We start from the raw sequence: 16014 nt of genomic DNA on the forward strand, positions 1-16014 counted from the left end.
CATGGCGGATAATGGCCCTCAAGGAGGCCGATGCGGCTTGAGCGCAGCGGCGCTTGATGAAGACAACAATCGAAACGCAACCGAGCCCGGGCTGAGTCTCGCAAACAACGGCTTCGGCTCCGGGTTCCGCAATGGGAGACTTGCATGACAAAGACAGCACCTTCGGGATTGCCCGGCCTTCTCGGACAGGAGCATACTGGGATTACCGTTCCCGATCTCGATGAGGCGCTGGACTTTTTTGTGCGCATCCTCGGCTGCAAACATGCCTATACGTTCGGCCCGATCTGCGATGAGGAGGGCGACTTCATGCAGCAAGCGCTTGGCACCCATCCCCGCGCCCGCATCCGACGCGCCGCGCTCATCCGCATCGGCCACGGCTCCAATCTGGAGCTTTTCGAATATGAGGCGCCAGACCAGCGCCGCCTCGACCAGAAGAACAGTGATATCGGCGCCTTCCATGTCGGGCTCTATGTCGAGGATATTCACGCAGCCAAGGCCTATCTTGACGCTGAGGGCATTGTGACCCGTCTCGGCCCGCTTCCCATCACCGAGGGGCCGAATGCCGGGCAGAGCATTCTCTATTTCCAGTCGCCCTGGGGCATGCAGCTGGAAGTAATCAGCTATCCCGACGGCATGGCCTATGAAAAGACGGCTGAAACGGTTCTCTGGTCGCCGAAATTTCCCGCAAATTGATGGTCGGGAGAAGGGAGCGCAGCGTGTCATCGGCTTTGGCAACCCGATTAAAGCTCGGGCAGAACCGCTCGTATGTGATTGCCCAAGGCCTTCGCGGCTGAGGACGGCCGCGCCTCGGCATATTCGAGCGCTATACCGATCGTCGGGAGCGACGGCAGGCCGGCCGTGATGATGTGAAGATCCGGCGGCACGGCCGTTCTCGTCAGCACGCTGATCGCATGGCCGGATCGCGCAATGGCGATGAGCCCGGCCAGGCTGTTGCTGGCAAAGGCGACCCTGTAGCGCCGGTTGATTGCCTCCATCGCATCGCATGCCGCCCGATAGTCCAGCGTCGTCGGGGCCGATAGCGCCAGAGGCAGGTTAGGGTGGTCGAGAATATTCGGTTCAGGCGCGTTTCCGACCCATACGAAATCCTCCCTTCGCAGCACGTCGCTGTTGGCCACGTCAGCGATGGATATGAGCGCCACGTCGATCTGTCGGCGAGTGAGCAGCGGCCGCAATTCGGTGGTCGGCGCGCAGACCATGCGCAATTCGACATCCGGGTGGCGGGCAAAAAAGCTCCTGAGAACACCGGGCAGGAACGCGATTGAGTAGTCCTCAGGACAGCCGAGGCTGACCGAGCCCCTAAGAGCCGTTCCATCCATATCGGCGAGGATGTCATCGTGCCTGGCAAGGAGAAATTCCGCATGTGCCATCAGCTTCTCACCCGCTGCCGTCAGGCGCACGCCTGATCCGCTGCGATGAAGGAGCGCCTGTCCGATTTGATCCTCGAGGCGTTGCATCTGCATGCTCAGTGTCGATTGGGTTCGCCCTACCTGCAAAGAGGCAAGGCTGATCGAACCCGTTCGGGCAATGACGGCGAAGTTTCTGAGCAGGGTGAGATCGAGATCACGCATGTTATCAATTTTCTCAATATCCGAGTAGAAGAATATCAATTTGCCTGAAATGGCAAGTCTCGCTAGCCATAGGATGACCGCTAACGAGGAGCCGTATGATGTCGCTGAATTCCGATCCTGCATTCTGGGCGTCTGCCAACAAGCATCTCACGCGATATGGCCCCAGCTTCGAAACCATTATCGTCGAAAGGGCGGAGGGCAGCTTCGTCTATGATGCGGACGGGCGTGCCATCCTCGATTTCACCTCCGGTCAGATGAGCGGTGTTCTCGGCCACACGCATCCCGACATCGTGGCAACCGTCGACCGGCAGATGCGGACAGTGGCCCATCTCTTCAGCGGTATGCTGTCCCGGCCGGTTGTCGATCTGGCAACGCGCCTGGCGGCACTCGCGCCGGGGCTCGATCGGGTGCAGCTCCTGACGACCGGCGCCGAAGCAAACGAAGCCGCCATCCGCATGGCGAAGCTGGTTACCGGCGGCTACGAGATCGTCGCTTTCGCACAGAGCTGGCACGGCATGACAGGGGCGGCGGCCTCGGCGACCTATAGTGCCGGCCGTCGCGGCTACGGCCCTGCCGCCGTCGGCTCGCTGGTGATCCCGGCACCCAATTCTTATCGTCCGCGTTTCACGCATCCGGATGGAAGCAATGACTGGCAGACGGAACTCGACGATGCCTTTTCGTTGATCGACCGCCAGTCGACGGGCAATCTCGCGGCTTTCATCGCCGAGCCGATCCTGTCGAGCGGCGGCATTCTTGAGCTGCCACCGGGTTACCTGGCGGCTCTCAAGCGCAAGTGTGAGGAGCGGGGCATGCTGCTGATCCTCGATGAGGCACAGACGGGGGTCGGGCGAACCGGGCACATGTTCGCATTCCAGCGCGACGGCGTGACGCCGGATATTCTCACCTTGTCGAAGACATTGGGGGCGGGGCTGCCGCTTGCCGCCGTCATGACGACCGGGGACATCGAAGAGAAGGCGCATGAAAGGGGCTTCCTGTTCTATACGACCCATGTGTCCGATCCGCTGCCGGCAGCCGTCGGCTTGACCGTGCTCGACGTGGTCGAGCGGGACGGTCTTGTCGGACAGGCGATCACGCGAGGCGAGCGCCTGCGAAATGGTCTTTCGTCGCTGCAGCAGCGGTTCGAATGCGTTGGCGACGTGCGCGGCCGCGGCCTTCTTCTTGGGCTTGAGATCGTCGCGACCGCCAGACGAAAGCGCCCGGCTTCGAGCTCGGGGCCAGGGTGATGGACGAAGCTATGCTGCGGGGTCTCAGCATGAACATCGTCAAGCTTCCGGGCATGGGCGGTGTGTTCCGCATCGCCCCGCCGCTGACGGTTTCGGATGCGGAGATCGACCTTGGAATAGCGATCATGTCGGACGCGATCGCCGCCGTTACCAAGGCTGCCTGAACGCTGGCAAATGCACAGGCCAGTTGCTCCATAGCGACGGAGCTGAACCGGCATCCCCGCCGAGCGGTCTAAACAGGGTAGACCGCTCGGGCAGTGGCGCGGCAAGAGCGAACGGTAAATGGCGTCAGGTATAAAACATATCGGTTGATTTCCGACCGAATCGGTCTATATCGTCTTTTATGCCGCCGCTTCATGGTGGGGTGGCTGTGATCGATTGTCATTATCCGAAGGAAAACACGTGAAATCTCGCGCAACTCTCTCCGTGTCTTCACTGTAGCTTTCTACAAATCGCCATCTGCGTGATGGTCAGCTCATTGAGTTCCCATAAGCGCTAGCCGCGTTGGCTCGAAAGCCTTGTCGGATGGGCTTTTTGCGAGCTCAATTTGGCTGCCATAGGCAAGCGATCACGAACATCAACGGGAATGGATCATCGACGGCCTTAACGCACTGCCAGTGCGACCGGATAGCTGTGTCTTCGATCCGGCATCCACGAACCCCGGGGTTCAGACCAATTGGGCATTGAACCCCGCATCCGACAAGCATCCCAATTTCAACTCGTTCAGGACTGACCAAAGCAAATGAAACCAGTGCTCGTTTCTCTACTCGTAACCGCCGTCTTACTATCCGGTTGCCAATCGTCCCAGCAGTCGCTGGATAGTGCCTATGCCAGCTGCGATCGCATCGGGCTGCGCCCTGGAACGATGGAATATCGCCGCTGCACGCAGAACATATATGCGGAAAACCGTCAGAAGGCAGATCAGGCCGCAGCGGCAGTTGCGGTTGGTGTCGCGGCCGGAGCGGTCGGGGCCTATGCGATTTCCGAAGCGTCGAAGAAGAAGGACAGGAAGGACCGCGATCGGTATTACCCGGACCGTGGCCGCCGGTACTACTATGACGACTATTCCAGGCGCCCCGCCTCCCCGGTGTATGAGACAAGGCCTGCCTGGTAATCTCTGGTAGTAGCCGGATGGTGAGGTTGTTTTCCGACGCATCCGGCACGCCTTGCGCAGACGCCATCAAGGCAGCATGGAAGCAACAGGAAATAGCGGCAATCAGGGGAACTATGCGCCGCTAGGCCTCCCGGCTTAAGCTGCGTCATTTTCGGAATGACGTAACGCCCTCAATAGGACGCGATCTGACTTGTCCCGAAATCCGGCTCAACACCAAGGATCGGCGCGCGCGGCTGATGATGTCGTGAACCATCGGCGCGGCCGTCTCAGCGGCGAGGTTCAGGTGGTTCACCCCTGTCAGCGGTTGGTCGATGAAGGCCAGGACCACATATTTCGGGTCTGCCATGGGGAAGGCGGCCAGGAAGGAGTTGAAGCTGAGCTTATGCGAATAGACGCCGTGGATCACCTTGTTTGCCGTGCCCGTCTTTCCGCCGACATGATAGCCGGGGACGTCGGCAGACCGACCGGTGCCCTGCTCGCCATTCAGCTTAAACAGATATCGGATGGTGTCGCTGGTGCTCTTCTTGACGATGATCGTTTCCGTTTTTTCCGCCTCTTCCTGCGTGCGCGGAAGGAAGGTGGGCTCGATCAGCTTGCCGCCATCAATAAGGGCTGCGCCGGCAACGGCGGTCTGCATCGGCGTGGTGGCGACGCCGTGGCCAAACGCTATGGTTATGGAGTTGAGCTTCTTCCAAACCTTCGGTTGGCTCGGCGTTTTCACCTCAGGCAGTTCGGTCTGCATCTTCGACAACAGTCCGAAGCGGGTCAGATAGGCCTTCTGGCTGACCATGCCCACCTTGTCCATCATCTTGGCCGTGCCGATGTTGGACGAATAGCGGAAGATTTCCGGGATCGACAGGACGCGCCGCGGCACGTCGCGGTCATCATGGATGATGAAGCCGCCATAATGCAGAGGAGCGCTGGCGTCAAAGGTGTCCGATAGCTTGACCGTACCCGTATCAATGGCGAGCGCGATCGAGAAGGTCTTAAACACCGAGCCCATCTCGTCGGTGCCGTTCGACATGCGGTTCAGCCAGCCCTTGTCGCCGTCCGCCTGCGGATCGTTCGGGTCGAAATCGGGGGCCGAGGCCATGGCCAGTACTTCGCCGGTGTGAATGTCTAGAATGACGGCGCCGGCCGCCTGGCTCTCGTACCGACCGATCGCATCCGACACCACGTCGTGGACGATGTTCTGAACGCGCAGGTCGACTGAAAGCCGGACCGGCTGCAGCGTATCCTGGCTCGTCAGGCCCGTGGAATCGAGGTCCGACAGGCCCTGCGTGTCGAGATACTTCTCCATTCCGGCCACGCCGTGATTGTCGATATCGACATAGCCGAGGATGTGAGCGGCCGTACGGCCGCCGGGGTAGAAACGCTTGACCTCCGGCCGGAAACCGATCGCCGGAATGCCGAGCGCCAGGATTTCGCTCTGCTGCTTCGGCGTCAATTGGCGGCGCAACCACGCGAAGTGCGAACGGTGGTCGGCGAGCTTCTTGTAAAGGGATTTACGGTCTATATCCGGAAAGACCTGGGCTATCTTTTCCACCGCCTCGTCCGCATCGACCACGCGGTTGGGTTCGGCGAACATCGAGACTGTGCGAATATCGGTCGCGAGCAATTCGCCGTTTCGATCGACGATATCGGGGCGAGCAGCAGTCGCATGTTCGGGCGGAATCGACGAGGTTTCGTCCCTTGGCGCCATGCCGAAGAAAGTCAGCCTTGCAAAGACCACGATGTAGACCATCACCAGCACGCCGCCGAGCATCACAATGCGCGCTTTTGCAAGCTTGCTGTGACCCGCAGCATTCACGGGAGGGCGCCGTTGCGAGCCTGGGCCGAAGGTAAGCCTGACCAGGCGACCGCTGTTTACGCTTAGAGCGTGGATGATCGACATTACCGACTTCATTCGCGAAAATGGAAAAGCGGGGGCGCCTTTCGAACACGAATTTATAGGGTCAAGATGGTTAACAAGAGGCTAATCCCAAGCCTTTCCATCCCCCTCGCGTAAGATGTCCGCCGGTTGCTCTTCTCCGACATGGATGAAGAGCAACCGCATTGGTCAGGCGGGCAAGCCGACCCCGGAAATATCGGCGCATATCGACAAAAGCCGGTTCTGCAGGGCCGGGTCAGAGGCCTGCGGGTTCGCCGGCATGCGTTTCAGGTGGTAGAAATACTGCCCCGTCACATCGGCGTCCGGCTTGTCTCCCGCCGCAAGCCAGGCCTGGGTGCGATGGGCCTGATCCATATCGTCTGGTGCCGCCGAACCGCCCATCTTCGTCGGCACCCAGCCGGGCTCCAGCGAATTCGCATAGACTTCCGGCCATAGGCGGGCCATCGCGAAGGCGAGCATGGTGTCGTGCAGCTTGCTTTCCGCATAGGCTGAGGAGCCGTTCCAGCGGCGCGTCTTCCAGAGAATATCATCCAGATTGGCATCGGCATGGTGATGCATTCCGGAGCTCAAATAGACGAGACGCTTCGGCCGCTCGATCAGCGCCGTGAGAATATAGGCCGACAGTGTATTGATCGCAAAGACATGCGGAAGACCATCGGCAGTCAGGTGGTGGACCTCCCTGTAGCCGACCGCGGCGTTATGAATGACGGCATCGAACCGGCCGAGCGCGTTGACGTCGGCGGCGACATTCTTGGCGCCGGCGATGGTTTCAAGGTCACCGATGACGACGGCCTCCGCTGTGGGCAGTGCTCGCCTGGTCTCTTCGGCACGGGTGGCGTTGCGGGCGTGCAGAACGACCTGATGGCCCTGTTCCGCGAGAAGTTCGCCAGCCATCAGGCCTAGGCCTGTGGACGATCCGGAAATGAAGATACGTGACATGGGAATGCTCCGTTGTTCAATGGGTACCGGCGACCGGGATGTCGCCGGTTGGAAAGTGAAGGGTCAGACCTTGGCGCCGCGGCGGCCGAGCACGAGAAAGGCGCCAATGACGGCCGCGGCTGCACCGAGGATATAGACCGCAGCATAGCCGAACTGGCCGGCGATGACGCCCGCCAAAGGGCCGGCAACGCCGTAGGCGATGTCGAGAAAGGCAACGAAAGCACCCATGGCGCTGCCGCGATTAGCGGGCAATACGCGCTTCAGGGCTTCGACGCCAAGCGCCGGGAAGACCAGCGCGCAGCCCAGGCCCGTGACGAGCGCGCCGGCAAGCGCGACCATCTCGATCGGTGCCGCCCAGAGCAGAGCCTGCCCTATAGCCTCGATCGCCAGCGACCAGAAAGCAACTCGGTAGCCGCCGATCCTGTCCGGCAGGTGGCCGAATACCGCGCGCATGAAGATGAAGCCTATGCCAAAAGCGGTCATGACGAGGCCGGCATGCGCCCAGCCGCGTTCCGCGAAATACAGTGACGCGAAGGCCGTAAGGCCCGACAGGCCGACGCCCGACAACATCAGGCCGAGGCCTTCTTTCCAGATCTGCCCGATGACACGGTAGAAGGGCAGACGTGTTCCTGTCGGCGTGGTGTAGGACGAGGCACCCAAGGCGATGGCGGCTGCCATGATCGGTGCGACAATGCAGGCCACCATGGCGGCCTCGAGACCATAGGTCTGATAGAGGGCCATGCCGATCGGTGCACCAATGGCAAGGGCGGCGAACATGGCGATGCCTGTCCAGGACATCGACTTGCCGGCGCGTTTTGGCCCGACCGAGGCGATCGACCAGGAGACGCAGCCGGTGACGAACTGGCTCTCGCCGAAACCCGCAACCAGCCGGCCGAGAATGATGACCGCGAGACTGACCTGCGGGCTCAGCGCCGGCAAGGCGGCGACAAGATAGAGCAAGCCGCCGAAGGCGCAGGTGACCGCACCCTGCAGCGCCGCGCGCTTGCCGCCATGGCTGTCGGTCAACCGGCCCGAATAGCCACGGGTCAGCACGGTCGCGAGGAACTGGATGCCAATGGCAATGCCGACGACCAGGTTGCCGAAGCCAAGCTTGTCATGGACAAACAGCGGAATGACCGGCAGCGGCAGGCCGACGGCAAGATAGCCGCAGAACAGCGCGGCGATGATGCCCGGCGCTGGACGGGAGAGATGGATGGGCGCGCTATCTGCCGGATTCGCGCCGTCGAGGACCGGTGGTGACATGACGGTCTCCTTTCATGCCTGGATGAATTTTGGGTGGTGGCGTGCCGACAATGGGCGACACGCCTGGCCTTGTTAGGCCGCGACGGGGGTTGCGAAGAGCTCCGGCCGATAACCGCTGGCCTGGAGCAGATGATCGCGCGACGCGCCAATCTCGATGGTCAGCTTGTCGAGATCGACATCAAGGAGCTTGCCCGCACGCTTGCGCAACTGGCCGGCGACCATGACGGTATCGACGTCCGCGCGCGAAACAGCCTGAACGATGGTGCCGATGGCGTTGTTGACCGGGAAGACGGCGACACCGTCGGTGCGGACTATGATGATGTCGGCTTGCTTGCCGGGAGCAAGCGTGCCGACCGCGCCTTCAAGCCCGGCGGCGCGGGCGCCGTGGATAGTTGCGGCCTTCAGGACCGCCTCGACCGTAATCGGCGCCGGCGCATCCGCTTCGCCGCGGAAACGGCGATAGCGCATGGCCGAACGCTGCTGGCCGAACAGGGCGTGCATTTCCCCGAACATGTCGCTGCCGAAGGCGGTATCGAGATCGATGCCGATCGCAGGCGTGAGACCGTGATCGATCGCCTGCTGATAGGCGAAACTTTCGTCATCGAACCCGAAGAGCGCGTCAGAGCGCGGATTGACTGTCACGTTGACACCGGCCTCGGCGAACAGCCTCCAGGTTTCCTGCGGGATGCGCGTGCAGTGATTGAAGATGTTATGCGGGCCGAGCACGCCTTTCTCGGCAAATTCCGGACCGAGCTTTGCGAGATCGCCGATGAATTCCGTGAGGATGCGCATGTCCAGGCTGCGCGCGACCTTCCACCAGTCGAGATTAAGCTGACCGAAGAGCCCGACCTTTACCAGGCCGCCATCATGGTTCCAGTTCGAGGCGAGGCGCTCCAGATCATCCGGCAGATGGGCGGAAGAGGCCTTCTTGTCCATGGCCGGACCGACCATGTGTAGCGCCCGGATGCCGGCGCCGTCTAATGCATCCAGCGCTGCGTCTGTATGTTCGGGGCTGCGGGAGCTGTGGCAGGCATCGATGATAGTGGTGATGCCGGCATCAAGCGAGGCCACTGCCGTCAGTCGGGTGCTCAGATACATATCCAGAGGTCGATAGTGGCTGCCCAGGGTTTCGGCGACCACGCCGATATAGGCGAAGAGGTCGTCGACATCGGGCATCAGTCGCCGCATGACGCCAAGCCATGCGTGGTGATGGGCGTCCACCAGGCCAGGCATGACAATGGTGCCGCGCGCATCGATGATTTCGGCACCATCCGCCTTGATGTCGGCGCCGATCGCGGCAATGCGATCGCCCTCTACCAGGATGTCGCCCACAGGCAGGTTTTCGGTCTTGGTGTCCATCGTGAGGATGGTGCCGCCCTTGAAAAGCGTGCGTCTTGCATTTTGCGTGGTCATGGTCCCATGCCCTTTCGTCTATGGTCAGGAAAGGCTCGGTGGCCTCGGGTGGGACTATCGCTCTGGAGCACTCTTGAATTAAGTGCGATTATGTCAGATGCTTCCTGACTAAAAATCAGGAAGCATCGATGCCATTCGATGGGAGAATTTTGTCGGGCGTGAGCGTGCTGGCCGCCGTGATCGAAGGCGGCAGCTTCGTCAAGGCCGCAGGCCTTATCGGCATTACCGACTCCGGAGTGAGCCGCGCGATCGGACGGTTGGAGGCGCGACTTGGCATCCGGCTTCTGGACCGCACCACCCGCTCCGTCATGCTGACGGACGAGGGGCGCCGCTTCTACGAGGAGGTAAAACCGCATCTCGACGCGATCGAGAATGCTGCGGCTGTCGCCTCAGGCGCCTCATCTGCTGTGCGCGGTCGGCTGAGGGTGGATATCGATCCCTTCTTCCTGCCACTGGTGTTGGCCGGCAAGCTCGGCAGCTTCTGCGATCGCTACCCGGAGCTCACCGTAGAATTCGTGTCGCGGGAACATGTCGCCGATCTGGTTTCTGAGGGGATCGACCTTGCCGTCCGTTTCGGCCAGCCGCGCCATTCGAGCCTCGTCTCCCGCAAGCTGATCGAGGCGCCGATCCTGACTGTCGCAGCGCCATCCTATCTGGCGCGCCATGGAAGGCCGGGGCATCCCTCCGAACTCAGTGCGCATCGTTGCCTGCAATTTCTCGATCCGCATAGCGGCCAACCGTTCGAATGGGAGTTTATCGGTGCGCATGAGACGCTTTTGGTCGCCACCTCCGGCCCACTGACCTTCACCGACCCGAAGACAATGCTGGAAGAATGCGTCGCCGGCACCGGTATTGGGCAAATCATCGGCTGGGGTGTTCGCCATTTGCTGGATAGCGGCGAATTGATCGATCTGTTTCCGGACTGGCATGGGGAACGCTTCCCTCTCTATGCTTACCATCCGTCAAGCAAGCATCCGCCTGCCAAGGTGCAGGCCTTTCTGGATTTCTGCGTCTCGGTCATCCAGCGGCTCTAGCCCATCCCGCAAAGATCATTCCTTCTCAGCTTTGATCCATGCTCGGTTCCCAGCCACGGGTCATGCCTTTGCTCATGAATGCGGAGGCAAGCGAAAGCTGGTAGCGAAGATGCTGAATGCGCTCTACAAGGTCGCCGATCGCGGCCCGCGGATCTCCATCATGGGCGGCCAGGATCGCCTCGATCGGATCGAACTCTACGTCTTCAACGGCTTGACCAGTTTCGGCACTCATAGGACGCACATCTCCGTTCCGCCGACCGATGGCGGTACTCATCGTCAAGCTGTCGGTCGATCTCAGGCGGCGTTTAGATCGGCGATTTCGCCGTGCTTTGCCAGCAGGCGAGGGGCCGTCATGTCGCCGGTCTCGTCATCCACCATGACCGCATAGGCGGCCACGCCGATAAAGCGTTCCGACATGGCCGAAGCAATCTTCTCGGCGCTCACGGCATTGGATGCCTGCCGCATTTCGCCGGGAACGAGATTTCCGCGGTTTTTCTTGTACGGCAGGATGATGAATTTTTCGGCGGTTGCCATGGTATTTTCCCTGATTCGTTCCTATTATGTTCTTGATCAGGGAGAAGTCAAGCTGAAGTTCTGGCGCGGTTCAGACTCTTACGCCAGATCCCGGTTTGACGCAGTGCCTTGTCAGACTTCCATGATCTCTTCAAAGGACTCGGGGAAAGTTTCGCGCGCCACCTTCTCGTTGATGACAAGCATCGCCTCATAAGAGGTTGGATCGAAGTCCTTATCTGCCGCCATGACCTCGCGCCCAAAGAACAGGTTCAGACGGGCGGCATCCAGGTTGCCGCGTGCAAAGGGCTCGGGTCCGAAATAGTGCCAGAGCGCATGCAGGAATGCTGCATCGATCCGATGTTCCAGCGAGCCCTGTCGTGCGCGGCGCGGCAGGCTCTTGATCGGCGTCACGCCCTTGTGGTTTGCGCGGCGAATGGTGAATTGGACGCCTGTCCCCGGCATGCCTGACGGAAAGCCGCGATATTTGATCATGTCGGAAATCTTGGTCATCGCTCTTGTTCCTCCCTCGCTATGGGATCGCGCCGGTGTTCCTTTGGATGCCAAGGCAAGGCAATGGAGGCAATCATGCGGCTTCCATCCGTCGTCATTCCATTGACCCGTCCACCCTCAAGGATTTGGCGAGCGAGCCTGAAACACCGTTGCCGGCATCGTCGATTTGAAATCCGACATAGGCCATATCGACTCCACCGTGCAAGAGCGCGGTGGCCGGATACATCTGCATTGGTCCAAATGCACCACCCAGCGCGACTATCCTGCTTCTGCCAGGCAAAGCTGCGGACCTGAACGGCTGCTCCGGCCGCCGCGATTGTGCCCTCCGGGAAGCGGCTATTTTCCGTCAGTGCCTGCCGGTCGTTGTGCAGCAGTCTTCGGTCCTGTTGCCTGCAGATCCGCCTCATCAGCGAGAATGGCGGCCGCCTCGTTCAGGAGAACGTCCTTTGCGCTCTTGCGGGCTTTTTCAATGGCGATATCGGCACTCAGGCTACGTTCGTTGGCCTGCAGGCCATCGTCTTCACTGGTGTCAACGCCATCGTTTATCTGCTCGCGCGACTTCAACCGTTTTGCCTGAGCGGCCATTTCATTGCGACGCTCGGTTTCATTGAGGGAGATCACCCCTTTTTCGCGCTGGGCCTTCAGTTCGGCAACATCCTGCACAAAGCGCTGAAAGTCCGGATCGTTCTGAACGCGGGCGTCGTGGCGGCTCTGCAGCTGCGGCAGCACTGCCTTTATATCACCGTCAGGCACATAGTTTGCGGGTTTGACCTGCGTCCACGGCAGCGCATTGTCATAGCTCGACTCGCCAAATGTCTTGGGGTCCGAGAGAGCCGGGAAGCTGATGTCTGGTGTCACGCCACGCAGCTGTGTGGTGCCACCATTGACGCGGAAGAACTGGGCAACCGTCAATTTCAGCTCGCCGAATTTCGGCTTGGCGTTATGAGCCACCTGGTCGAGATTGACCACGGTCTGCACGGTGCCCTTACCGAAACTGGGCTCTCCGACAATCACGCCGCGGCCATAGTCCTGTATCGCGGCGGCAAAAATCTCGGAAGCCGAGGCCGAACCGCGATTGATCAACACGCCCATCGGGCCGGTCCAGGCCGGCTGGGCGAGATCGTCGCTCTCAACATCGACCTTGCCGCTTGCATCGCGTTGCTGAACGATCGGGCCCTTGCCGACGAACAGGCCCGTCAGATCGATCGCTTCGGAAAGCGAGCCGCCGCCATTGTTGCGCAAGTCGACCAGAACGCTGTCGACATTGTCCTGCTTCAGCTCTGTCAGAAGCTTGGCGACATCGCGGCTTGCGCTTCTATAGTCCTTGTCGCCTTTTCGGCGCGCTTCGAAGTCTTCATAAAACGCCGGCAGTGTAATCACCCCGACTTTGCGTGTGGCGTCGCCATCCTTTACCGACAGGATAGTCTTCTGGGCAGCCTGCTTTTCGAGGCTGATCTTGTCGCGCACCAGGCTGATGATGCGATGCTTGGCGTCCGGCCCGGCATCCGCTGGCAAGATGTCGAGGCGGACGACGGAATCTTTCGCGCCGCGGATCATCTGCACGATTTCGTCGAGGCGCGTTCCCACGACTTCCTTTATGGGGCCGGTCTCACCCTGACCAACACCGGTGATGCGATCACCGACAGCAAGCTTGCCGGACAATTGCGCCGGGCCGCCCGACACGAGCTCACGGATGGTCGTGTAGTCGTCTCGCTCCTGCAATACCGCGCCGATACCGACCAGCGACAGCTTCATGGAGATATCGAATTCGGCCGAGGCGGTTGCGCCGAAATAGTCGGTGTGTGGGTCGACCGATGTCGTGTAAGCGTCCATGAATGACTGGAACACATCGTCGCTCTTGTACTTGTAGGCGCGCTCGAGGGAATTCTGGTAGCGCTTGTCGAGCGTATCGCGAATGGCGTCGTCGGCCTTGCCCGCCAGCTTCAGGCGCAGCCAGTCGCTCTTGACGCGCTTACGCCAGAGATCGTTGCTCTCCGCCTCGGATTGCGGCCAGGGCTGCTTGTCGCGCTGCAGGGAATAATCTTCCTTCACGCTGAAATCGAAGCCCTTTTTGAGCAGGCTGCGGGCGTAGGTCATACGGTCGACGACGCGCTGCTCATACAGGTTGAAAATGGAAAACGGGATCTGCAGATCTTCCTGGTTTATGGCGTCGTCAATCTTGGTGCTGACGGTCATGAACTTGTCGATATCCGCCTGCACGAACAGGACGCGGTCCGGATCCAGAGACTTGATAAACCGGTTCATCACCTTGACCGACAGGGCATCATCAAGCGGAACCGGCCTATAGTGGAAACGCGTGAGAAATTGCGCACTCAAATGGGCGGCCTGCCCCTGCTGCGGCAGCGGCGTCAAAACGGGCGGTGAACCGGCTTCCAAGGCATATGCCGACGGAGCAATTGCCAGAAACGCAAAGAGGAAACCATGTTGTATACGCATTGAGCTTTGATCCGATTCTCAACGTTGAGCTTTTTATGTCTGATGTTGGTGGAACAATTATGGTTTTTTGGCAACCGGAAGGACGTATTTCGTCTGTAAAGTTTTCCGGAAAGGCAGATCAGAGGGCTTCTGCGCATGCGATTGATCAGCCTGGCGTCGAGTAAGGCCGCCCCAGTTTGTCGGGTGTCCTGTAAATACTATGCCCTCCCCGACGGTTCACATCGGGGAGGGCACGGCTTGTTGAGAAAAGCCGAGGAGTTCGACTATTTCTTCGCGTCGGCCCAGCTCTTGACCAGGTCGTCGTAGTTGACGGTCACGGGCTTTTCCTTCTCGGTCGCGATCTTCAGCTGCGGAGCGAGATGGCCGTTCTTGACGGCATCGGCGTTCCAGTAGGCGAGATCATGCTCTTCGGCGAGCTTCGGACCGATATCGCCCTGAACGCCTGCGCGTTCCAGGCGCTGCATGACCTTTTCCTGGTCGGCGCAAAGCGCATCCATGGCGCCTTGAGCATTCTTGGCACCGGATGCGGCATCGCCGATCGCCTGCCACCAGAGCTGTGCCAGCTTCGGATAGTCCGGAACGTTGGTGCCGGTCGGCGACCATTGCACGCGAGCCGGCGAGCGGTAGAACTCGATCAGACCGCCCAGTTCCGGCGCACGCTTGGTGAAGCTCTTGTCGCGGATGGTGGATTCGCGGATGAAGGTGAGGCCGACATGGCTCTTCTTCACGTCCACCGTCTTCGAGGTCACGAACTGCGCATAGAGCCATGCGGCTTTGGCGCGGTCGACGGGCGTCGACTTCATCAGCGTCCAGGACCCGACGTCCTGATAGCCGAGCTTCATGCCGTCCTTCCAGTAGACCCCATGCGGCGAGGGCGCCATGCGCCATTTCGGCTTGCCGTCGGCATTCATGACAGGCAGGCCGGGCTTGACCATGTCGGCGGTAAAGGCCGTGTACCAGAAGATCTGCTGCGCGACATTGCCCTGCGCCGGAACCGGACCGGATTCAGAGAAGGTCATGCCCTGGGCTTCCGGCGGTGCATAGGCCTTCAACCAATCGAGATATTTCTGGATGGAGTAGACGGCAGCCGGGCCGTTGGTATCGCCGCCGCGGGCGACGCAGGAACCGACCGGACGGGAGTTGGCATCGACCTTGATGCCCCATTCGTCAACCGGCAGGCCGTTTGGCAAGCCCTTGTCGCCGTTGCCGGCCATCGAGAGCCAGGCATCGGTAAAGCGCCAGCCGAGTGATGGGTCCTTCTTGCCATAATCCATATGGCCGTAGACCTTCTTGCCGTTGACGTCGCGGCCGGTGAAGAATTCGGCGATATCCTCATAGGCCGACCAGTTGACCGGCACGCCGAGATCATAGCCGTACTTGGCCTTGAAATCGGCCTTGTTCTTCTCGTCGTTGAACCAGTCGTAGCGGAACCAGTAGAGGTTGGCGAATTGCTGGTCGGGAAGCTGGTAGAGCTTCTTGTCAGGAGCCGTTGTAAAGCTGGAGCCGATGTAGTCGGCGATATCGATGCCCGGATTGGTGACGTCCTTGCCTTCACCGGCCATCCAGTCGGTCAGATTGCGCACCTGCTTGTAGCGCCAATGGGTGCCGATGAGGTCGGAATCGTTGACCCAGCCGTCATAGAGGTTCTGGCCGGTCTGCATTTGCGTCTGGATCTTTTCGACGACGTCGCCTTCCTGGATGACGTCGTGGGTGACCTTGATGCCGGTGATGGCGGTGAAGGCCGGTGCCAGAACCTGAGATTCATACTGGTGTGTCGTCAGGGTTTCCGAAACGACCTTGATTTCCATGCCCTGGAAGGGCTTGGCCGCGTCGATGAACCACTGCAATTCCTTTTCCTGGTCGGCGCGCGAAAGCGTCGAGAGATCGCCGATCTCCTTGTCCAGGAATTGCTTGGCCTCATTCATGCCGGCATGAGCCGCGCCGGCCAAGGCCAGCAGAGCGACAGCCGTCGTCGTCAAGAGATGTCTTCGCATAAATTCCTCCCTACAGGTTGCGAATATCATTCAGGCGGCCAGACCCCCCGGCC

12 protein-coding genes and 2 pseudogenes are annotated in these 16014 nt (G+C 60.4%); 4 read left to right on the forward strand and 10 right to left on the reverse strand.

Going from position 1 to position 16014, the window contains the following annotated elements:
* The first annotated feature begins 144 nt into the window (after positions 1 to 144).
* Positions 145 to 693 carry a VOC family protein gene (locus BSK43_RS14290; RefSeq protein WP_077471007.1) on the forward strand — a complete coding sequence of 183 codons (549 nt, stop codon included), beginning with the start codon at positions 145 to 147 and terminating at the stop codon, positions 691 to 693.
* Between the two features lie 47 nt (positions 694 to 740).
* On the opposite strand, the gene BSK43_RS14295 is transcribed toward BSK43_RS14290, so the two are convergent.
* Positions 741 to 1589: a LysR substrate-binding domain-containing protein gene (locus tag BSK43_RS14295; protein WP_077471006.1), complete on the reverse strand. Its 849-nt coding sequence runs from the start codon at positions 1587 to 1589 to the stop codon at positions 741 to 743.
* Positions 1590 to 1687: 98 nt separating this feature from the next.
* On the opposite strand from BSK43_RS14295, the pseudogene BSK43_RS14300 reads away from it, so the two are divergent.
* Together BSK43_RS14300 and BSK43_RS14305 are read left to right on the forward strand one after the other, a co-directional pair.
* Positions 1688 to 2997, forward strand: a pseudogene (locus tag BSK43_RS14300) (aspartate aminotransferase family protein).
* A gap of 578 nt (positions 2998 to 3575) precedes the next feature.
* Complete coding sequence (locus tag BSK43_RS14305) at positions 3576 to 3947, forward strand: DUF3824 domain-containing protein (protein ID WP_136686927.1); 372 nt, start codon at positions 3576 to 3578, stop codon at positions 3945 to 3947.
* 170 nt (positions 3948 to 4117) lie between these two features.
* Here the strand turns inward: BSK43_RS14305 and BSK43_RS14310 are convergent.
* The 4 genes and pseudogenes from BSK43_RS14310 to BSK43_RS14325 all read right to left on the reverse strand — a co-directional run bounded on the left by BSK43_RS14310 (position 4118) and on the right by BSK43_RS14325 (position 9453).
* Positions 4118 to 5841: pseudogene (locus tag BSK43_RS14310) on the reverse strand (penicillin-binding protein 2).
* A 165-nt stretch (positions 5842 to 6006) separates the two neighbouring features.
* On the reverse strand, positions 6007 to 6777 hold the full coding sequence (locus tag BSK43_RS14315) for an SDR family NAD(P)-dependent oxidoreductase (RefSeq protein WP_077471003.1): 771 nt from the start codon (positions 6775 to 6777) through the stop codon (positions 6007 to 6009).
* 63 nt (positions 6778 to 6840) lie between these two features.
* Positions 6841 to 8040 carry an arabinose transporter gene (locus BSK43_RS14320; RefSeq protein WP_077471002.1) on the reverse strand — a complete coding sequence of 400 codons (1200 nt, stop codon included), beginning with the start codon at positions 8038 to 8040 and terminating at the stop codon, positions 6841 to 6843.
* 72 nt (positions 8041 to 8112) lie between these two features.
* Positions 8113 to 9453, reverse strand: a complete 1341-nt coding sequence (locus BSK43_RS14325) for an amidohydrolase family protein (protein ID WP_077471001.1) — start codon at positions 9451 to 9453, stop codon at positions 8113 to 8115.
* Between the two features lie 128 nt (positions 9454 to 9581).
* Here BSK43_RS14325 and BSK43_RS14330 point away from each other — a divergent pair, with 128 nt between their 5' ends.
* Entirely contained in the window at positions 9582 to 10487 is a 906-nt protein-coding gene (locus BSK43_RS14330; RefSeq protein WP_077471000.1) for a LysR family transcriptional regulator, read from the forward strand.
* A gap of 25 nt (positions 10488 to 10512) precedes the next feature.
* On the opposite strand, the gene BSK43_RS14335 is transcribed toward BSK43_RS14330, so the two are convergent.
* The 5 genes from BSK43_RS14335 to BSK43_RS14355 form a co-directional block, all read right to left on the reverse strand.
* Positions 10513 to 10719 (reverse strand): dehydrogenase, encoded by a 207-nt coding sequence (locus BSK43_RS14335; protein ID WP_077470999.1) that lies wholly within the window; start codon positions 10717 to 10719, stop codon positions 10513 to 10515.
* A gap of 62 nt (positions 10720 to 10781) precedes the next feature.
* Complete coding sequence (locus tag BSK43_RS14340; protein ID WP_068394662.1) at positions 10782 to 11021, reverse strand: hypothetical protein; 240 nt, start codon at positions 11019 to 11021, stop codon at positions 10782 to 10784.
* Positions 11022 to 11132: 111 nt separating this feature from the next.
* A complete protein-coding gene (locus BSK43_RS14345; protein ID WP_077470998.1) occupies positions 11133 to 11510 on the reverse strand; it encodes a hypothetical protein in 378 nt (125 codons plus the stop codon).
* Positions 11511 to 11846: 336 nt separating this feature from the next.
* Positions 11847 to 13967: a carboxy terminal-processing peptidase gene (locus tag BSK43_RS14350; RefSeq protein WP_077470997.1), complete on the reverse strand. Its 2121-nt coding sequence runs from the start codon at positions 13965 to 13967 to the stop codon at positions 11847 to 11849.
* A gap of 263 nt (positions 13968 to 14230) precedes the next feature.
* Positions 14231 to 15961: an ABC transporter substrate-binding protein gene (locus tag BSK43_RS14355; RefSeq protein ID WP_077470996.1), complete on the reverse strand. Its 1731-nt coding sequence runs from the start codon at positions 15959 to 15961 to the stop codon at positions 14231 to 14233.
* Positions 15962 to 16014: the final 53 nt, after the last annotated feature.

This window comes from Rhizobium sp. P44RR-XXIV (assembly GCF_001999485.2).
Lineage (GTDB): Bacteria > Pseudomonadota > Alphaproteobacteria > Rhizobiales > Rhizobiaceae > Rhizobium.